The organism is Erwinia sp. HR93, from assembly GCF_034555055.1.
Taxonomy (GTDB): Bacteria; Pseudomonadota; Gammaproteobacteria; order Enterobacterales; family Enterobacteriaceae; genus Apirhabdus; species Apirhabdus apintestini.
Genome location: NZ_JAXUDP010000002.1, coordinates 45486 through 64645, shown reverse-complemented (window position 1 = coordinate 64645; position 19160 = coordinate 45486). Strand labels below are relative to the sequence as shown.

The 19160-nt window shown below is 55.1% G+C and carries 16 protein-coding genes and 1 other annotated feature; of the genes, 12 read left to right on the top strand and 4 right to left on the bottom strand.

The features are described 5' to 3' along the window. Positions 1–59 precede the first annotated feature (59 nt). The 8 genes from SFA31_RS18725 to hemH all read left to right on the top strand — a co-directional run bounded on the left by SFA31_RS18725 (position 60) and on the right by hemH (position 9093). Positions 60–428: a DUF454 family protein gene (locus SFA31_RS18725; RefSeq protein WP_322839477.1), complete on the top strand. Its 369-nt coding sequence runs from the start codon at positions 60–62 to the stop codon at positions 426–428. A 153-nt stretch (positions 429–581) separates the two neighbouring features. Continuing rightward, positions 582–1133, top strand: coding sequence for an adenine phosphoribosyltransferase (gene apt / locus SFA31_RS18720; RefSeq protein ID WP_322839476.1), 552 nt, complete (start codon positions 582–584; stop codon positions 1131–1133). A gap of 123 nt (positions 1134–1256) precedes the next feature. Then, positions 1257–3245: a DNA polymerase III subunit gamma/tau gene (dnaX, locus tag SFA31_RS18715; RefSeq protein WP_322839475.1), complete on the top strand. Its 1989-nt coding sequence runs from the start codon at positions 1257–1259 to the stop codon at positions 3243–3245. After that, positions 2575–2642: a sequence feature (DnaX frameshifting element), on the top strand. It overlaps the preceding gene by 68 nt. A gap of 82 nt (positions 3246–3327) precedes the next feature. Continuing rightward, positions 3328–3657, top strand: a complete 330-nt coding sequence (locus tag SFA31_RS18710; protein ID WP_322839474.1) for a YbaB/EbfC family nucleoid-associated protein — start codon at positions 3328–3330, stop codon at positions 3655–3657. Then, positions 3657–4262 (top strand): recombination mediator RecR, encoded by a 606-nt coding sequence (gene recR / locus SFA31_RS18705; RefSeq protein ID WP_322839473.1) that lies wholly within the window; start codon positions 3657–3659, stop codon positions 4260–4262. The genes SFA31_RS18710 and recR overlap by 1 nt, the downstream gene beginning before the upstream one ends. A 148-nt stretch (positions 4263–4410) precedes the next feature. Continuing rightward, positions 4411–6285 carry a molecular chaperone HtpG gene (gene htpG, locus SFA31_RS18700; protein WP_322839472.1) on the top strand — a complete coding sequence of 625 codons (1875 nt, stop codon included), beginning with the start codon at positions 4411–4413 and terminating at the stop codon, positions 6283–6285. An 861-nt stretch (positions 6286–7146) separates the two neighbouring features. Further along, positions 7147–7791 (top strand): adenylate kinase, encoded by a 645-nt coding sequence (gene adk, locus SFA31_RS18695; RefSeq protein WP_322839471.1) that lies wholly within the window; start codon positions 7147–7149, stop codon positions 7789–7791. 303 nt (positions 7792–8094) lie between these two features. Continuing rightward, positions 8095–9093 carry a ferrochelatase gene (gene hemH, locus SFA31_RS18690; protein ID WP_322839470.1) on the top strand — a complete coding sequence of 333 codons (999 nt, stop codon included), beginning with the start codon at positions 8095–8097 and terminating at the stop codon, positions 9091–9093. Positions 9094–9509: 416 nt separating this feature from the next. Here hemH and ybaL read toward each other — a convergent pair whose 3' ends face one another. Both ybaL and SFA31_RS18680 read right to left on the bottom strand, forming a co-directional pair. Further along, positions 9510–11186: a YbaL family putative K(+) efflux transporter gene (ybaL, locus tag SFA31_RS18685; protein WP_322839469.1), complete on the bottom strand. Its 1677-nt coding sequence runs from the start codon at positions 11184–11186 to the stop codon at positions 9510–9512. A gap of 229 nt (positions 11187–11415) precedes the next feature. Further along, positions 11416–12630, bottom strand: a complete 1215-nt coding sequence (locus SFA31_RS18680; RefSeq protein WP_322839468.1) for an MFS transporter — start codon at positions 12628–12630, stop codon at positions 11416–11418. A gap of 195 nt (positions 12631–12825) precedes the next feature. On the opposite strand from SFA31_RS18680, the gene ushA reads away from it, so the two are divergent. Further along, positions 12826–14481, top strand: coding sequence for a bifunctional UDP-sugar hydrolase/5'-nucleotidase UshA (ushA, locus tag SFA31_RS18675; RefSeq protein WP_322839467.1), 1656 nt, complete (start codon positions 12826–12828; stop codon positions 14479–14481). Positions 14482–14705: 224 nt separating this feature from the next. On the opposite strand, the gene ybaK is transcribed toward ushA, so the two are convergent. Together ybaK and SFA31_RS18665 are read right to left on the bottom strand one after the other, a co-directional pair. Beyond that, entirely contained in the window at positions 14706–15185 is a 480-nt protein-coding gene (gene ybaK / locus SFA31_RS18670; RefSeq protein ID WP_322839466.1) for a Cys-tRNA(Pro)/Cys-tRNA(Cys) deacylase YbaK, read from the bottom strand. Positions 15186–15290: 105 nt separating this feature from the next. Beyond that, positions 15291–16100, bottom strand: a complete 810-nt coding sequence (locus SFA31_RS18665; protein WP_322839465.1) for a TraB/GumN family protein — start codon at positions 16098–16100, stop codon at positions 15291–15293. Between the two features lie 104 nt (positions 16101–16204). Here SFA31_RS18665 and SFA31_RS18660 point away from each other — a divergent pair, with 104 nt between their 5' ends. From SFA31_RS18660 to SFA31_RS18650, 3 genes are read left to right on the top strand one after another with little or no spacing between them, the layout of a single operon-like run. After that, positions 16205–16762: a hypothetical protein gene (locus tag SFA31_RS18660; protein WP_322839464.1), complete on the top strand. Its 558-nt coding sequence runs from the start codon at positions 16205–16207 to the stop codon at positions 16760–16762. Then, positions 16653–18344, top strand: a complete 1692-nt coding sequence (locus tag SFA31_RS18655; RefSeq protein WP_322839463.1) for a hypothetical protein — start codon at positions 16653–16655, stop codon at positions 18342–18344. Before SFA31_RS18660 ends, SFA31_RS18655 begins: the two co-directional genes overlap by 110 nt. After that, positions 18314–19066, top strand: a complete 753-nt coding sequence (locus tag SFA31_RS18650; protein WP_322839462.1) for a DUF3142 domain-containing protein — start codon at positions 18314–18316, stop codon at positions 19064–19066. The genes SFA31_RS18655 and SFA31_RS18650 overlap by 31 nt, the downstream gene beginning before the upstream one ends. Positions 19067–19160 lie beyond the last annotated feature (94 nt).

Here is a 19160-nt window from a genome sequence, read left to right as displayed (position 1 = left end):
CGCTGCGGGTAACTGAAGGTGACTGAATAAAGTATCGGTGTGCACCGGAGGATAATGTAATGCCCGCGTTTATTTTACTCATCTTTGGCTGGGTTGCGGTAGCCCTTGCTGCGCTGGGGGCCGCGCTGCCGCTATTGCCAGCCACTCCCTTTTTACTGCTGGCGGCCTGGTGTTTCGCACGTTCTTCGCCGCGATTTCATCGCTGGCTGCTTTACCGCTCTTGGTTTGCGCGTTATTTACAGGCCTGGCAGCGACATCGCGCTATGCCAAAAGGTGCCAAATTTCGTGCGATATGCGTAATCGTACTTTCTTTTAGCGTCTCTATTATTTTGCTGCCCTCAGTGTGGCTGCGCCTGCTGCTGCTGATGGTTTTGGCGGCGCTACTGCTGTTTATTTGGCGAATCCCGGTGGTTGATGAAGAACAATAAAACTGGCGATGTGCGTCGACGGCGGTTGCAATTGTGGCGCTCAGCCAGTAAATTCTGGCGTTTTCGATCGTAGCGCGCTGCGCACCGGGCCGGCCACTATCGGCTCCATGCTGTGCGCGCTGTAGGCAGGACCGTTTTTTCAGGCATGTAATTATGACCGCGACAGCGCAGCAGCTTGACTATCTTAAACACAGTATTAAAAGCGTTCAGGACTATCCTAAACCGGGCATTTTGTTCCGCGACGTGACCAGTCTGCTGGAAGATCCCAAAGCCTACGCGCTCAGCATTCAATTGCTGGTGGCGCGTTACAAAGATGCCGGGATCACCAAGGTGGTCGGTACCGAAGCCCGTGGTTTTTTATTTGGCGCACCGGTGGCGCTTGCGCTGGGCGTAGGTTTTGTGCCCGTGCGCAAACCGCGCAAGCTTCCCCGCGAGACCATTAGCGAAAGCTATGAACTAGAGTACGGCACCGATCAATTAGAGATGCACGTTGACGCCATTCGCGCGGGCGACAAAGTGCTCGTCGTCGACGATCTACTGGCGACTGGTGGCACTATCGAAGCGACGGTGAAACTGATTCGCCGCCTCGGCGGCGATGTGCACGACGCTGCATTCATTATGAATTTGTTCGATCTTGGCGGCGAGCAGCGCCTTGAGCAACAAGGGATTCACTGTTATAGCCTGGTGTCTTTTCCCGGCCATTAATTCCCCGCTGCGTCCTCTTTTGGTCACGCGGGTCGTCCCTCGCGTTAGCCTCGCCCATTGGGTGGGGCTGTGTTAGCATAACTCTCCTTTACCCATCTTCCCTGACGTAAGAGCCTATTGCCGATGAGCTACCAGGTGCTGGCCCGAAAATGGCGTCCACAAACCTTTGCCGATGTCGTAGGGCAGCAGCATGTCCTGACGGCGCTTGCCAATGGCCTGAATATGGGCCGCATTCATCATGCTTATCTTTTCTCCGGCACGCGAGGCGTGGGGAAAACCTCTATTGCCCGTTTACTGGCGAAAGGGCTTAACTGCGAGCGCGGCATCACCGCGATTCCCTGCGGCGTATGTGAAAATTGCCGGGAGATAGAGCAGGGACGCTTTGTTGATCTCATCGAAATCGACGCGGCATCGCGCACCAAAGTAGAAGATACGCGTGAATTGCTGGATAACGTTCAGTACGCGCCAGCGCGCGGGCGCTTTAAAGTCTACCTGATAGACGAAGTGCATATGCTGTCGCGGCACAGCTTTAACGCGCTGCTGAAAACCCTGGAAGAGCCGCCAGAGCACGTTAAATTCTTACTGGCGACCACCGACCCGCAGAAGCTGCCGGTTACCATTCTGTCGCGCTGCCTGCAGTTCCATCTCAAAGCGCTGGATGCGGAACAGATCCGCGGCCAGCTTGAGCACATCCTGACTCAGGAACATATCGACCATCAATCCCGGGCGTTACAGTTGCTGGCGCGCGCGGCCGAAGGGAGCCTGCGCGATGCGCTGAGTCTGACCGATCAGGCTATTGCCTCCGGCGAAGGCTCCGTAACGGTTGAGGCCGTCAGCGCGATGTTGGGTACGCTTGACGATACGCAGGCAATAACGCTGATAGAGGCGTTGACGGGCGCGGATGGTGCCCGGGTACTGGCGCTGATTGAGGAGGCCGCCGCCCGCGGCGTCGAGTGGGAGGCGCTACTGGTGGAAATGGCCGGTTTATTGCACCAGATTGCGATGGCGCAGCTTTCTCCCGTTGCGCTGGACAATGCGCCACAGGGCATTGAAAACCGCCTGCGTGAACTGGCGCGTAGCGTGCCGCCCACGGATATTCAGTTGTACTATCAAACGCTGCTGATAGGGCGCAAGGAGCTTCCCTGGGCGCCAGACAGGCGCATGGGCGTTGAAATGACGCTACTGCGGGCGCTGGCGTTTCATCCGCGTCAGCCGTTGCCCGATCCGCAGCCAGACTCGCCTGAAGTGGGCTCATCGATGCCAAGGCACGGCGCGGGCGTGGCTGCGCCCGTGCCGCCGGTGAATCCTCCGATGCCTGCGCCAGTTGAACCTGCGTCCGGTGTTGCGCCGCAGCCGTCCGGCGATCCGCAGCTCGTGGAAAACGGCAGTCTGCCTGATGCGACGAATCAGTTGCTACAGGCGCGCAGTCAACTGCATCGCCAGCAGGGAGCCAGCGGCGCAAAAAAGCTTGAACCGGCGGCGCAGCAGCGTTCCGCGCGGCCGGTGAGTATCTCTGCGCTGGAGCGCCTGGCGTCTGTCACCGAGCGCGGCAAAGCCCGGCAGACAGTACGCGAAAACACGGAAACGCCGGCGAAAAAAGAAGCCTATCGCTGGAAAGCGCAAAATCCTGAAGTTGAGAAAAAAGTCGTTACCGCTACGCCTAAGGCGCTGCGGCGGGCGCTGGAACATGAAAAAACGCCTGAGCTGGCGGCGAAGCTGGCAGCGCAGGCCATTGAGCGCGATGCCTGGGCCGCTGAGGTTAGCCGGTTAACCGTACCGAAGCTGGTGGAACAGGTCGCATTAAATGCCTGGAAAGAGCAGGAAGGCAACCGCGTGTGCCTGCATTTACGTTCATCTCAGCGGCATTTGAATTCTAGCGGGGCACGTCAGGCGCTGGCGGAAGCGCTTAGCGTGCAGTACGGTTCTCCGGTTGAACTGACTATCGTTGAAGATGATAATGCGGAGCAGCGCACCCCGCTGGAATGGCGCCAGGCGATTTATGAAGAAAAACTGGCGCAGGCGCGGGAAGCAATAGCTGCGGATAATAATATCCAAACCCTGTGTCGCTTTTTTGATGCGGATTTGGACGAAGAGAGTATTCGACCCCTTTGACGCGCGGCCTGGCCCTGCGTTGTAACCCTAACGCCGCAGTACGCACATAGCGTGCCGCGGCCCGGACTCAAGAGAGAAAATTATGTTTGGTAAAGGTGGTTTGGGCAACCTGATGAAGCAGGCCCAGCAGATGCAGGAAAAAATGCAGCAGGTGCAGGAAGAAATCGCCAGCATGGAAGTCACCGGTGAATCAGGCGCAGGCCTGGTAAAAATCACCATTAACGGCGCACACAACTGCCGCCGCGTGGAGATTGATCCCAGCCTGATAGAGGATGATAAAGAGATGCTGGAAGACCTGATTGCAGCCGCATTTAACGATGCTGCGCGCCGCGTTGAAGAAACCCAAAAAGAGAAAATGGCTTCAGTCTCTTCCGGCATGCAGCTACCGCCGGGCTTTAAGATGCCGTTCTGATGCAAACCAGTCCATTGCTTTCCCAGTTAATGGAAGCGCTGCGCTGCCTGCCGGGCGTAGGGCCAAAATCTGCACAGCGCATGGCATATGCGCTGTTGCAGCGCGATCGCAGCGGCGGCATGCGTTTATCGCAGGCGCTGTCGCGCGCGATGTCGGAAATTGGCCACTGCGCCGACTGTCGTACATTTACCGAGCAGGAAGTGTGTAATATCTGCGCGAATACCCGCCGTAAGGAAAACGGGCAGATCTGCGTGGTAGAAAGCCCGGCGGATATCTATGCTATTGAGCAGACCGGGCAGTTTTCAGGGCGCTATTTTGTCTTGATGGGGCATCTGTCGCCGCTGGATGGCATTGGTCCTGCTGATATTGGTCTGGATAGACTGGAACAGCGCCTCGAAAGCGAGCCCTTGCACGAAGTTATTCTGGCGACTAACCCGACGGTAGAGGGGGAAGCGACGGCGAATTATATCGCCGAACTTTGTGCGCAGTATGGCGTTGACGCCAGCCGTATCGCCCATGGGGTTCCCGTTGGCGGTGAGCTTGAAATGGTTGACGGCACCACGCTGTCCCATTCGCTGGTTGGTCGCCATAAGATTAGTTTTTAATCAATCGGGGAGAACTTCGCGTTTCCCCGCTTGAAATTCATCTTCCTGTCCCCACTTCTTTCTCAACACATTTTCTTACCACCGTTTAGACCCATGGCTTTCGCGCGCTGGCGTGGAAGCGTAAGGGGATTGTTGAGGTATCAAAACCATGAAAGGACAAGAGACCCGCGGTTTTCAGTCGGAAGTGAAACAGCTCCTGCATCTGATGATCCATTCTCTGTATTCAAACAAAGAAATTTTCCTGCGTGAGCTGATCTCCAACGCCTCTGACGCCGCGGATAAACTTCGCTTTCGCGCGCTGTCTAACCCCGACCTGTACGCAGGCGACGGCGATTTACGCGTGCGTATTTCTTTTGATAAAGAGGCGCGCACGCTGACCATTGATGATAACGGTATCGGCATGACCCGGGATGAAGTTATCGATCATCTCGGGACTATCGCGAAATCCGGTACTAAAGCTTTTCTTGAGTCTATGGGCTCCGATCAGGCGAAAGACAGCCAGCTTATTGGGCAGTTCGGCGTTGGTTTCTATTCGGCATTTATCGTGGCGGATAAAGTCACGGTACGCACTCGTGCCGCGGGTTCCAGCCCTGAAGAAGGCGTATTCTGGGAATCAGCCGGTGAAGGTGAATACACCGTTGCGGATATCACTAAAGAGGGGCGTGGCACGGAAATTACCCTGCATTTGCGTGAAGGCGAAGACGAATTTCTCGACGACTGGCGCGTGCGCAGCATCATCAGTAAATATTCCGACCATATTGCGCTGCCGGTTGAAATTGAAAAACGGGACGAGCAGGATGGCGAAACCACTATCTCCTGGGAGCGCATCAACAAAGCTCAGGCGCTGTGGACTCGCAACAAAGCAGAGATTAAAGACGAAGAGTACATTGAGTTTTATAAACACATCGCGCACGATTTCACCGATCCGCTAACCTGGAGTCACAACCGCGTTGAGGGCAAGCAGGAATACACCAGCCTGCTGTATATCCCGTCACAGGCGCCGTGGGATTTATGGAATCGCGATCACAAACACGGGTTGAAGCTATACGTACAGCGCGTTTTTATCATGGACGATGCCGAACAGTTCATGCCGAATTATCTGCGTTTTGTGCGCGGCCTGATTGACTCTAACGATTTGCCGCTTAACGTATCTCGTGAAATCCTGCAGGATAGCGCCGTCACGCGCAGCCTGCGCGGGGCGCTGACTAAACGCGTACTGCAAATGCTGGAAAAACTGGCCAAAGACGACGCGGAAAAATACCAGACATTCTGGAAAGCGTTTGGGCTAGTAATGAAAGAAGGGCCGGCGGAAGACGGTGCGAACCTGGAGACCATTGCAAAACTGCTGCGTTTTGCTTCTACGCATACCGATTCTTCAGCGCAGACCGTTGCGCTGCAGGACTATATCGGGCGCATGAAAGATGGGCAGGAAAAAATCTATTACATTACCGCAGACAGCTACGCGGCCGCGAAAAGCAGCCCACACCTGGAACTGTTGCGTAAAAAAGGCATTGAGGTGCTGCTGCTCTCCGACAGGATCGATGAGTGGATGATGAGCTACCTGACGGAGTTTGATGGCAAAGCCTTCCAGTCCGTGGCGAAAGCCGATGAGTCGCTGGAGAAACTGGCCGACGAGGTGGATGAAAGCGCGAAAGAAGCCGACAAAGCGCTGGAACCGTTTGTCGAACGCGTGAAAACGCTGCTCGGCGAGCGGGTAAAAGACGTGCGCCTGACTCATCGCCTGACTGAAACTCCGGCGATTGTCACCACCGACAATGATGAAATGAGTACGCAAATGGCGAAGCTTTTCGCCGCAGCCGGGCAGGCAGCGCCGGAAGTGAAGTATATTTTCGAGCTTAACCCGGATCATCCGATTATCAAACGCGCGGCGAACACACAGGATGAAAGCCAGTTTGACGAATGGGTAGAACTGCTGCTGGATCAGGCTCTGCTGGCCGAGCGTGGTACGCTGGAAGATCCTAATCTGTTCATCCGTCGGGTAAATCAACTTTTGGTTTCCTGATTATCAATTGCCCCACGCGCATCGACGCAGTGGGCAAAAACGACGGTGATACGCGCTCTGAAATCTTATTTTCACGGCGCCCAAGCGATAACACCGTATTTTACCCGGCCCCGCCTCACTCGATGCGGGGCTTTTTACATTTTTCTTTGCATCGCGGCTGCTAAACGCATTTCCCGGCTGGCACCGCTTATTTACTCTGAGGCTGAATGTGCGCTGCATATTCTCGTTGTTTTATCAGGTAGCAATTCGCCAAATTGTCCGGTTGCGGTTCCACCAATGCGGGTTTTCTACATTTTTCTTTGCATCGTGGCTGCCAAATGCATTTCCCGGCTGGCACCGCTTATTTACGCTGACGCCGAATGTGTGCTACGCATTCTCGTTGTTTTATCGGGTAGCAATTCGTCAAATTGCCCGGTTGCGGTTCCACCAATGCGGGTTTTCTACATTTTTCTTTGCATCGCGGCTGCTAAACGCATTTCCCGGCTGGCACCGCTTATTTACTCTGAGGCTGAATGTGCGCTGCATATTCTCGTTGTTTTATCGGGTAGCAATTCGCCAAATTGTCCGGTTGCGGTTCCACCAATGCGGGTTTTCTACATTTTTCTTTGCATCGTGGCTGCCAAATGCATTTCCCGGCTGGCGCCGCTTATTTACGCTGGCGCCGAATGTGCGCTGCACATTCCCGTTATTTTATCGGGTAGCAGTACGCCAAATTGCCCGGTTGCGCGTCAATGCGCATTTGGGTTTGCGAACCGGCAATGAAAGCGATGGTAGGGGGCATTCTTGTGACAGAAGGGGCTTAGTGGTAAGGTCTTACCCCTCTGTTGATATCGAAAAAATAAACCTATGGGGAATTACGCAATGCGTATCATTCTGCTCGGCGCGCCAGGCGCTGGTAAAGGGACTCAGGCCCAGTTCATTATGGAAAAATACGGGATCCCGCAGATCTCTACCGGCGATATGCTGCGCGCTGCGGTGAAATCTGGCTCCGAGCTGGGAAAGCAGGCGAAAGACATCATGGATGCGGGCAAATTAGTGACCGATGAGCTGGTTATCGCGCTGGTGAAAGAACGCATCGCGCAGGACGATTGCCGTAATGGCTTCCTGCTGGATGGCTTTCCGCGCACAATCCCGCAGGCGGATGCAATGAAAGATGCCGGGATCGCGGTTGATTATGTACTGGAGTTCGACGTGCCGGATGAGCTGATTATCGATCGCATCGTTGGGCGCCGCGTGCACGCCGCGTCGGGCCGCGTTTATCACGTGAAATTTAATCCGCCGCAGGTGGAAGGAAAGGATGACGTGACCGGCGAAGCGTTATCTACGCGCAAAGACGATCAGGAAGAGACGGTGCGTAAACGTCTGGTGGAATACCATCAAATGACCGCACCGCTGATTGGCTATTATCAGAAAGAAGCGCAGGCAGGTAATACCCGCTACGTTAAAGTTGACGGTACCCAGGCCGTTGCAGACGTGCGCGCTGAACTGGAAAAAGTCCTCGGTTAAATGTCTAAACCGCTCCGCCCGGAGCGGTTGTTTTATGGCGCCTGCCAGCCTGTATCCTGTTTATAATCAACTGATTGCCACACGTTTTGGGATAAAAATCTCACAAAATCCTCGCAGTGTTTTTTTATTGCCGTGAGAATGCCGCTGCCGGACGCAGTCTACGGAACCATTGGGTCAATACTTTATTTACTCCCACGCGCTGCAACAAGCTCTTCGCACCGTAGCGCCTGTTACTGTAATAGCGCTTTTCCCGACGCTTTTCGGCTACAATCTGCGGCAGGTTCAGCAAATGGGAGTGCTACGTTGCATCAGGAAAAAACGGGAATATTGCTGGTTAATCTCGGTACGCCGCAAGCGCCAACTGCGCCAGCGGTTAAGCGTTATCTGCGCCAGTTCTTAAGCGACAGGCGCGTGGTCGACGCGCCGCGGATACTGTGGTGGCTCTTACTAAGAGCGGTAATTTTGCCGCTACGCGCGTCGCGCGTAGCGAAACTCTATCGCGCTGTCTGGATGAACGAAGGTTCTCCGCTGATGGTCTACAGCCAGCGTCAGCGTCAGGCGCTGGCTGTAAGAATGCCCTCTATGCCGGTCGCGCTGGGGATGAGCTATGGTTCGCCGTCGCTGTCTCAGGCGGTAAATGAATTACTGGAGCAGGGCGTGGAACATATTATTACTCTGCCGCTTTATCCGCAGTATTCCTGTTCCACCGCCGCCGCCGTATGGGACGAGCTGGCGCGCGTACTGCACGCACGCCGCCGCCTGCCGTCAGTTTCGTTTATCCGCGATTACGCCGATCATCCTGCTTACATTCAGGCGCTGGTAGCGAGTATACATCGGGCCTTTGCACAGCGCGGTGAGCCGGACGTTCTGCTGCTGTCTTATCACGGCATTCCGCAGCGCTATGCGGATGAAGGCGATGATTATCCCGAGCGCTGCCGGGCCACGACCAGAGCATTAGTTTCTGCATTGGGCATTGCGCCGGATAAAGTGATGATGAGTTTTCAGTCGCGGTTCGGGCGCGAACCGTGGCTAACGCCGTACACCGATGAAACGCTAAAAATGCTGGGCGAGCAGGGAGTGCGTCGCGTACAGGTCGCGTGCCCCGGCTTTGCGGCTGATTGCCTGGAAACTCTTGAAGAAATAGCCATTCAGAATCGCGATATTTTTCTTACGGCGGGCGGCGGCGAGTATCACTACATTCCGGCGCTTAACGACTCGTCGGAGCATATCGACATGATGGCGGCGCTGGCCGGTGAACGGCAGGCTTGTCGTGAAGCGCCACGAGATTTACCCGTTTCATAGCGGGTGGGGTGCTGTCGGCGTCACGGGTAATTGAGCATCAGGCGCAGGCAGCCGTCGACGTCATGTCGGGGATGCCGCTGAGACTAGTGGCGGCTAAGGTATTAGTTACGGGGATAAGCCAATTGCTGATGCTCCAGCCCAGGCGTAATAGGCAGGCTGATAAGCCTGGCGGTGGAGTGTCGGCTGGGTGTGATGCTGCCTGAACGTATGTTAATCGTCGTTTCCCGACGTAAAACGCTGCGTTTCACTTCATTGTGTGGGGCGATTACAGAAAATCTCTGGCGTGGAGAACTGTATTTCGAGCGAGTAAACCACCGCGCGCTGTCAGCCATTCTGACTGGGTTAATGGCTTAATACGCTTTTAAATTCCCCGTGCAGGGATGATAACGCCGCCTTTCACAGGCGGCGTAAAACCCTTAGGCGGTAACGGCGTTTGTGGTGGCGGGTCTGTCCAGCAGCGTGAGCATTGTATTGGCAATTTCACGCTCGCCCATCACCACCTCATTGGCACCGCGTTCTGCGATGTAATCCACTTCATCATCGTAGTGAGCCCGGGCGATAATTTCGATATGCGGGTTTTTCTCGCGCGCGGCGGCAACGATTTCCCCGGCTTCATACCCGTTAGGAATGGTTAGCAGCAGCCAGCGCGCGCACTCCAAATGTGCAAGATTCATAATCTCTTCATTCGCGGCATTCCCCAGCACGGCGCGGATACCGCGCTCGCGAAGGCCATCAACGCGCGCGCGCGACGTTTCAATCACCACCAGCGGCTCGTCGCGCTCAATCAGGCGCTCTCCCAGCAAACTGCCGACGCGCCCAAAGCCCACCAGCAGAATATGATTGCAGATATCCACCGGTACCTGTTTTTCTTCTTCCATTGCTTCTTCGAGCGTCTGTTCTTCCAGCGTTTCCGTTTTATTCAGGAAACGCTCCAGTAAGGCAAAGACCACGGGATTTAGCATAATCGACAGGATAGCGCCGGCCAGTACTAAATGCTGCCCGGTTGACGGTAGCAGATTCAGCGCCATCCCCAGCCCGGCGAGAATGAAGGCGAACTCGCCGATTTGCGCGAGGCTGGCGGCAATCGTCAGCGCGGTGCGCTGTGAATGGCCAAACATACGTACCAGGATAAATGCGGCGGCGGATTTCCCGAAAATGATGATGATCAGCGTGCCCAATACTGCCAGCGGATGAGTCACTAAAATCATCGGATCGAAGAGCATCCCCACGGAGACGAAAAATAGCACCGCAAAGGCGTCGCGCAGCGGCAGCGTGTCATGTGCGGCCCGATGGCTGAGTTCGGACTCATTCAGCACCATACCGGCGAAAAACGCCCCCAGCGCAAACGAAACGTCGAACAGCTCCACGGCACCCATGGCGATTCCCAGCGCCAGCGCCAGCACGGAAAGCGTAAACAGTTCACGCGAGCCGGTAGCGGCGCTGCGAGCCAGAATCCACGGCACCAGGCGGCGGCCTACCAGCATCATTAGTGCGATAAATGCCACCACTTTACCAATAGTGATTGCCATATCCACCGCCAGTGACGCAAGCCCCATATCGCCTTTTTCCAGCATGCCCGCGATGGCGGGCAATAGCACCAGCGTTAATACCATCACCAAATCTTCAACGATAAGCCAGCCGATAGCGATTTGACCGCGCTGGCTATCAAGAAGCTGGCGCTCCTCCAGCGCGCGTAGCAGGACTACGGTACTGGCGGTGGACAGACATAGCCCAAAAACAATACCGGTCATCAGCCCCCAGCCCAGGAGCGCGGCAAGCCCCATGCCCAGCAGCGTCGCTACGGCGATTTGTAATACTGCACCGGGGATAGCAATGGCTTTTACGGCCATTAAATCTTTTAACGAGAAATGTAGCCCAACGCCGAACATCAGCAAAATGACGCCCAGTTCGGCAAGTTCCGGTGCCAGTTTGGTATCTGCGACAAAGCCTGGAGTAAAAGGCCCAACCAGCACGCCCGCCAGTAGATACCCCACCAGCGGCGATATTCGTAATTTATTCGCCAACATGCCCAGTAAAAACGCGAGCACGAGGCCGCCGACAATGGTGGTGATAAGCGGGGTGGCGTGATGCATTCCGTCTCCTTTCGTCCAGAAGTGATCCCGACTCCGACATGAATCGAAGCAATGCATAATAGTTTATGCCAAAACGGCAGGGTCTGTGTGTGAGTTTATTAGGATTTTTTATAAAAAAGTGCTTTAGAAGAAAACCAGGGCTCTAACGTGAGATTTTGAACATCATCGTGAAAGGATATGCAGATTAACAGGGTTTATAGAGGCGGCCGGAGCATTCTCCGGCCATTATTCACGCGCTTGTGGCGCGGTTATCGGGTAGGAATAGCGTCAAAATCCCCAAAAGAGGAAGATAAGCGCAGATTTTATATACCAACTCAATACCCATATCATCGGCAATTGCGCCCAGCACGGCGGCACCCAGCCCGCCCATACCAAAAGCAAAGCCGAAGAACAGGCCAGATACCATGCCGATACGCCCCGGCAACAGTTCCTGGGCGTAGACCAGAATGGCGGAAAAGGCCGAGGCCAAAATGAAACCGATAATCACCGTCAGGACACCGGTCCACCACAGGCTGGCCCACGGTAATAACAGCGTAAATGGCGCCACGCCCAAAATGGAGCCCCAAATAACGTATTTGCGCCCGATTTTGTCACCTACGGGGCCACCAATCACGGTACCGGCCGCCACGGCAAATAAAAATACAAACAGATGAATTTGCGCGTTCTGTATAGTCAGGCCAAATTTTTCAATTAAATAAAAGGTGTAATAACTGCTAATGCTGGCCAGATAAAAATATTTTGAGAAAATCAGAATTAATAAAACCGCAATGGCCTGAGCGACTTTTCGCCGGGATAACGGCGACTTCAGCGCGGGAGCCGGGCCCGAGGCGCGCGCGATGCGGTGCTGGGACGCATACCAGCGGCTCACCTGTAGCAGCACAATAATCGCCAGCAGCGCAGCCAGCACAAACCATGCGACATTCCCTTTGCCATAGGGAGCAATAATGAGCGCGGCTAATAGTGGGCCGAGCGAGCTGCCGAAATTGCCGCCCACCTGAAAAAGGGATTGAGCCAGGCCGTGGCGCCCGCCGGATGCCATTCGGGCGACCCGCGAGGATTCAGGATGAAACACAGACGAGCCGGTGCCTACCAGCGCGGCGGCCAGTAACACCGCAGGAAAACTGCTCGCCAGCGCCAGCAAAACTAGCCCGCACAAGGTGAAGCACATGCCGGCGGGCAGCGACCACGGCATGGGATATTTATCCGTGTAGTAACCCACTACTGGCTGCAGCAGCGATGAGGCCAGCTGAAAGGTTAGAGTAATTAACCCTACCTGCACAAAGCTCAGTGAGAATTCGGCCTGCAGGAGCGGATAAAGCGCCAGTAGCAGCGACTGAATCATATCGTTCAGTAGATGTGAAACACTGATTGCGCCAAGAATGCCAAACGCGGTGCGCGCTTTTGGCGGCGGCGTTAGCGTAGGGGATTGTTCACTCATTGCCATAGTCACCTGAAAAATAGGGGTATTCTCAACCAAAAGGTTGTGGGGAGATATCCGGTAATCGTTACGACTCTGCTACCATATACGTCATGTGGCGCGGAGAAAAGCGATAGTCAGTGCGCCCTTTCTATTTCGGGCGAGCCATTTTACACGAGAGCGCCGGGTGCGAAAGCGTATGTTTTGTCATAGGGAGAGTCTATGAAGCATTGGAGAATTACGCAGGCGATAACAGGAACGCTAATTGCGCTGAGCCTGTTCAGCGCGCCGGCGTTTAGTTGGGAACAGGATAAAACGTATTACATCACTATTTTGCACACCAACGATCATCACGGTCATTTTTGGCGAAATGAATATGGAGAATACGGTCTGGCCGCGCAAAAGACGCTGGTAGATCATATTCGTAAAGAGGTGAACGCTGAGGGCGGTTCGGTTTTGGTGCTGTCCGGTGGCGACATTAATACCGGCGTACCGGAGTCCGATTTACAGGATGCAGAGCCTGATTTCCGCGGTATGAACCTTATCGGTTATGACGCGATGGCGGTGGGCAACCATGAATTTGATAAACCGCTCTCGGTACTGCGCCAGCAGGAAAAACTCGCCAAATTTCCTTTTCTTTCGGCCAATATTTACCAGCAAAGCACCCAACAGCGCCTGTTTAAGCCCTGGGCTATATTTCGACAGCAGGGGCTTAAAATTGCCGTTATCGGCCTGACGACGGACGACACGCCTAAACTCGGCAATCCCGGTAATTTTAACGATATTGTTTTCCGTAAGCCCGCCGATGAAGCGAAGCTGGTTATCCAGGAGCTTCAGCAAACGGAAAAGCCTGATATTACGCTGGCCGTTACCCACATGGGGCACTATGACAATGGCGAACACGGTTCTAATGCTCCGGGCGATGTAGAAATGGCGCGCAGCCTGCCCGCTGGCTCACTGGCAATGATAGTGGGTGGTCACTCTCAGGACCCGGTATGTATGGCTGAGGAAAATAAAAAGCAGCCCAATTATATTCCTGGCACGCCCTGCGCGCCGGATAAGCAAAATGGTATCTGGATAGTTCAGGCCCATGAATGGGGAAAATACCTTGGACGCGCCGATTTCGAATTTCGCAACGGTGTTATGACACTGAAGCGCTACCAGCTTATCCCGGTAAATCTGAAGCGAGAAGTGGAGTGGGATAACGGTAAGCGCGAGCGAGTCCTGTATATGCCGCAGATCCCGGAAAGTCCGCAAATGCTGGCACTGCTTTCTCCCTTCCAGCGCAAAGGTCAGGCGCAAATTGCGACGAAAATTGGCAGCGTGAACGCACGGCTGGAAGGCAGTCGTAATAAAGTGCGCTTTGAGCAAACTAACCTCGGCCATCTTATCCTGAGCGCATTTATGGCACGCAGTGAGGCAGACCTCGCCGCCATGAGCGGCGGCGGCATTCGCGATAGTATGGAGGCGGGCGATATTCGCTACAAAGATGTACTTAAAGTACTGCCGTTTGGCAATACGCTTGCCTATATCGATATGTCCGGCAAAGACGTCAGTGAGTATTTACGGGCGGTGGCACAAATGAAACCGGATTCAGGCGCTTACCCGCAGTTTGCTAACGTCAGCTTTACGCTGCGCGGTGGCAAACTGGAGGCGCTTATGATTAACGGCGCCCCCGTTGAACCGGAAAAAGTCTATCGGCTGGCGACGCTGAATTTTAACGGCTCCGGCGGTGATGGCTGGCCCGCGCTGGATAAGCGCCCGGGATATATGAATACCGGGCTGATTGATGCTGAAGTCTTTAGGAAGTACATCAGCGAGCACTCACCGCTGGATGCCGCGGCCTATGCGCCTCGCGCTGAAGTAAACTGGCAGTAGCGCGGCGCTAATATTCACATATATATCGATGCGCAGTGGATACAGGCACTGCGCATCGGCTTTCAACCCATTTCCCTGCAGCCCGCTTCGCCACCGTAGCGGGCGCGGCTGATGCTGATGTTGCATCGTGGCCTGGTTTCTCTAACTGGCTGATGATAGAAAAGGGTTAATGCGCCTGCCGCGGGAACACGCGCCCACCTTGTCACGCTTTAGGGTAACCCCGCTTATTCGCTGCGGGCGATATCCGCAAAACGGGCATTGAGTAAGGCCGCGAGATCGGTTGCCGCCAGTTCAATATCCAGCCCGCGCTTGCCGCCGGAAACAAAAATCGTAGCGAAATTTTGCGCCGGTGCGTCAATCACCGTGGGCAGGCGCTTTTTCTGCCCCAGTGGGCTAATGCCGCCAACCAGGTATCCCGTGGTGCGCTGAGCGACGGCGGGATCGGCCATATCCACTTTTTTGACGCCGAAAGCTTTTGCGACGCGCTTCAAATCCAGCGGCCCGGCGACGGGCGTTACGGCAACGGCCAGATGCTTCATATCGCCATTTAAAGCCACCAGCAGCGTTTTATACACGCGGCTGGCATCCAGCCCCAGTTTGCGGACAACTTCATCGCCAAAATGGGTTTCCAGGGGATCGTGTTCATAGCTATGCAGTTGAAACGCGACTGCACTTTTTTCAAGTAGTTTGACTGCGGGTGTCATCGCAAAATACTCATGGAAAATAAATGGAGGCGCTGCCGCGCTAAGCGGGCGGAAGCGGTGAATTTCATCATCATAAAATACGGGGCTGGCGGGGGCCAGCGCTCATTAAATTGGCGGCCCCCGACGCAGTAGCAAGGGCAAGTTTCCTTCGCCGTAGAGGTGCAGCGCCCCCACGGCGACCACGTAGTACCCGGGAGGCAGTGCATATAAAAATCTATGCCACTGGCGATTCCTTTCTGTCATCAGCGTGTCGTACAAATCCTGGCTAAAAGTCACGGGTAACGCTGCGAGCGGCCTGCGCGGCGGGGCGTTAAGCCACCAGCTCATTAACGTTTGCAGCAGTCGGGCATTGGTATGCCAGTGGGTAAGCGTATCTTCCAGCAGGCGAAAACCTTCGTCAGGCAGTGTTTTTAAGAGCGATAATTGCCGCTGTGCGCCCTCCAGTTCGGCGACCGGACAGTTCGCTCGCTGCGTATACTCAAGCAGTTGATAATCGATACCGAACTCCGGGCGTAAGCCAAGATGCTGCGCCTGACGCGCCTGCAGCAGCAGCGCTATCTGCCAGAATGGCAGAACATCAACCGTTTCGGTCGCCAGACCTATCTCCTGCGCCCGTTTGGCGGTCTGGAGCCACAGCGCCTCGTCAAGACGCGCTTGCAATGGCGCTCGCGGGGGTTCTTCGGTAAATGGCGATGCGCTATCGCGAATATCGGCCTCAACAATCAGTGCGTCGGCTTGGTGCAATTTGCGCAATAGCCCTGCCGGCAACGGCGCCATATTGGGCGTCCCCATATGAATACTGCCCACCAGATGCAGTTTGCGGCGGCCGGGTAGCGTCATATCTAGCGCAGGCCAGCCGTAACTGGAGGTGAGCGGGCGGAAAATGGTCAACCACAGGCGTTGAATCAGGCGCATATATCTTTCCGCAGCGGAAAGTTCTATGCTAACGCGGCAACGCTGTGCGGTGCAAATCAGGGACGAGCGCCGGGATGCGGCTGTTAAATTACATAAGGATAACGATGAAACCACGTGTCTTTTTCTTGATGGCGCTGTTGGCGGGTAGTATTCCCATTAACGCTCAGGCATCAGGCGACTCAAACTACTGTCTCGGCGGCGGTTTTTACTGTTCAAACGTGGGGGAGCCCTGGCTTAGACCTGAAAATGACTCCCGCACCAATCTGCTACTCTACGCTGCCACGCGTAATCAAATAGAGATGCTGGCATCGTCTGCTCAGGCCAACTGGCCGATATCGCGCGATTATTTCTTTACCCCCTGGCCTGAGCGGTTGGACTACATCAAACCCGAAGAAAAAAGCGACAACGGCGTGCGCGATACGCTGGTGCAGCAGATCCAGAGGCTGGGTCTAACGCTATCACCGGATGAACTTACGGCGACTCGCTATACCCAGGGGCGCTTTGTGTCCAATTCCACCGCTTCTGTCATGCAGTTTTTCGCCGCGCTATTAGATGACGATGCACTCAGCGCCGACGAACGTCGGACTCCTTGCCAATCTGCGGGCGGCGTCATTTATACAGCAACACGCACCGGGGCAATCTGCCGCGATTCCACCGATTGAGATTCAGCCCGGCTCGCACGCCGATGATTTTGTGCGCTATTTGCAGGGCGCGCGGGCGTTTTACCAGGGCGATTATCCACTGGCAGAGACGGAGTTTTCGGCGCTTCGGCAAAGCGCACAGCCTTGGGTTGCGGAAACTGCAAGCTATATGCAATTTCGCGTGGCGCTAAATGCAAGCAGTGAACGGGCGACGGATGAATACGGCTGGCTTGAACGACGTAACATTGACGATGCACAACTGCAAACGGCGCGCCGCTACCTCAATGATTACCTCGTACGCTGGCCGCAAGGGCGCTACGCGCCATCGGCTCGTGATATGCAGCGTCGCGTGGACTGGTATCTGGGCGACTGGGCATCACTAATGCAGGCCTATGAAGCGAAAATTCTCGCTGCGCGCGAGCCGGCGATGCTGCTGGACAGCGTTATTGAAGCTGACAATGTTTTGCAGGGCAGCTATGACGATAATGGCCGGGCTGCTTTTCACGGTGATAAAAATGCGCCGTTAATTACTTTTACAGAAGCGCTGCGCGCGTTAAGAGGAGACGACCAGGAGAGCGCTTCACTTGAGACATTAAAGCCAATGATTTCAGGTGAATATGCGTCATTTTGGGATTATCTCTCGCTGTTGCAACAGTTCAAACGCGGTGATTACGCGCGGGTTGTTGCCAGTATAAACCCTGCCCAGACGCTGTCCGCCACCGATATTCTTGCCTTTAGCCGACAGGTTATATACGGCTCAGCGCTGGAAAAACAGAAAAAACTATCGCAAGCGGAGGCGCACTGGCGTCATTTATTGACCATCGCACCGCGTGCGGAACAGAAGCACTATTTACAGATGCGCCTTTCGCGCGTACTGGTCTGGCGCGGAGAAGCGGCAAAGATTTTTGCGCAGGATAGCCCGGTAACAGCGCTTATTTGGCGAGCTCAGGCGTTAAAAATGGTCGCTGATGATGCGCTACTGCGCCGCCAGGCGGCCAGCGCGCCGCACGATGAAGAAAAAACCATCGCGCTGTACACGCTGCTGCGCCGGGATTTAGAAAGAGGAGACGCCCGAGCGTTTCTTAGCGATGTCGCGCTGAGAAATGGAATACACAAACTCCCTGATAGCACGCAATTTGAGGATGTACCGCTGGATATTTTTGACTGGCAGGGCGGCGGCGTCGAATCGGGATATGCCTGCGCATCGCTGATGAAGAGCGCGCAGGCGTTGGTTAATTCGCCTCACGACGGTCACGCGCTGAACTGCATTGGTGAATTTTTCCGGATAAAAATGTTTGCTCACTGGGGCGGGCCGGAATATCAGCTTTCCCCCTCGATAGTCGAAATACAGTATGACGGCCGGGACTGGATGAATATTCCCGACAGGTTATCGCTTTATCAGCGCGCAATCGAAGACGCAAAAACTGAGCCAGAAGATCGCGCCTATGCGCTTTACCGGGCGGTGAAATGTTTTGAGCCATCGGGCAGTAACGATTGCGGTATGCAACAAGTGCCTGAGACCCAGCGAAAGCGCTGGTTTATGCGTTTGAAAGAGGAATTTAAAGGCAGCCAGTGGGAAAGAAAGCTCAAATATTACTGGTAGCAGTGCTGCTACTATTGAGCGGTGCCAAACTACCAGACGCTGAGCACATCGTGGCCGCCAGCGCCGGCGGCGAGTTTTGGCTGTGGGCCGGCGTGCATCCGCAGCCGGCGCTGCGCAGTGCGCATACTGTCTATCTGCATCAGGGTGAGGTGACGGCATTGGCTTGCCCTCAGCGCGCTTGCTTTCGCGCACTGGGCATCCCCGTGGCCAAATTAACGGTGCCGAATCTGTGGCTTACTCTGCGCATTGAAACGCTGGATCTACCGCCCGACACGCTAAAGCGCGTCGCTGTATTAATGGAGCACTGGCGGCGTGCGGGGAATCACGTAGTGGGCCTGCAATTGGATTTCGACGCCGCTACCCGCAGCCTCGGCGAGTATGACCATTTCTTACGCCAGGTGCGCGACGGGCTGGATAGCCGATATCGGCTTAGCGTCACGGGCCTGCTGGACTGGGCGCAAAACGGCAGCGTACAGACGCTCAACCAATTGCCCGTCGATGAATTGGTTATCCAAACATATCAGGGACGGCAGACCGTCACAAAGTACGCTCGCTACCTGCCCGCGCTAATGGCGCTCCGCGTGCCGTTCAAACTGGGGCTGGTGCAGGGAGGTGTCTGGAATGACGATTGGGAACGGCGGCTTTCTCGCAGCGCTTATTATCGTGGGCGCGTGGTGTTTATGGTAAATGCGCCGCGTCGGGCGAACGCCGGGTCCGGCTAAAACGCAGCCCGGCTGATAGCTCGGCGGGAAAGGTATGAAAAGGCCGCCCTGAAAGGCAAAGGCCTCGGTAGGGCTATTAGCATTGATGACAGTA

Coding starts and splice junctions, on each gene's coding strand:
- htpG (WP_322839472.1), top strand. CDS start 4,411: ATGAAAGGACAAGAGACCCGCGGTTTTCAGTCGGAAGTGAAACAGCTC.
- recR (WP_322839473.1), top strand. CDS start 3,657: ATGCAAACCAGTCCATTGCTTTCCCAGTTAATGGAAGCGCTGCGCTGC.
- dnaX (WP_322839475.1), top strand. CDS start 1,257: ATGAGCTACCAGGTGCTGGCCCGAAAATGGCGTCCACAAACCTTTGCC.
- ybaK (WP_322839466.1), bottom strand. CDS start 15,185: ATGACACCCGCAGTCAAACTACTTGAAAAAAGTGCAGTCGCGTTTCAA.
- SFA31_RS18655 (WP_322839463.1), top strand. CDS start 16,653: ATGACGATGCACTCAGCGCCGACGAACGTCGGACTCCTTGCCAATCTG.
- SFA31_RS18680 (WP_322839468.1), bottom strand. CDS start 12,630: ATGGCAATGAGTGAACAATCCCCTACGCTAACGCCGCCGCCAAAAGCG.
- SFA31_RS18710 (WP_322839474.1), top strand. CDS start 3,328: ATGTTTGGTAAAGGTGGTTTGGGCAACCTGATGAAGCAGGCCCAGCAG.
- SFA31_RS18725 (WP_322839477.1), top strand. CDS start 60: ATGCCCGCGTTTATTTTACTCATCTTTGGCTGGGTTGCGGTAGCCCTT.
- apt (WP_322839476.1), top strand. CDS start 582: ATGACCGCGACAGCGCAGCAGCTTGACTATCTTAAACACAGTATTAAA.
- SFA31_RS18665 (WP_322839465.1), bottom strand. CDS start 16,100: ATGCGCCTGATTCAACGCCTGTGGTTGACCATTTTCCGCCCGCTCACC.
- ybaL (WP_322839469.1), bottom strand. CDS start 11,186: ATGCATCACGCCACCCCGCTTATCACCACCATTGTCGGCGGCCTCGTG.
- ushA (WP_322839467.1), top strand. CDS start 12,826: ATGAAGCATTGGAGAATTACGCAGGCGATAACAGGAACGCTAATTGCG.
- SFA31_RS18660 (WP_322839464.1), top strand. CDS start 16,205: ATGAAACCACGTGTCTTTTTCTTGATGGCGCTGTTGGCGGGTAGTATT.
- adk (WP_322839471.1), top strand. CDS start 7,147: ATGCGTATCATTCTGCTCGGCGCGCCAGGCGCTGGTAAAGGGACTCAG.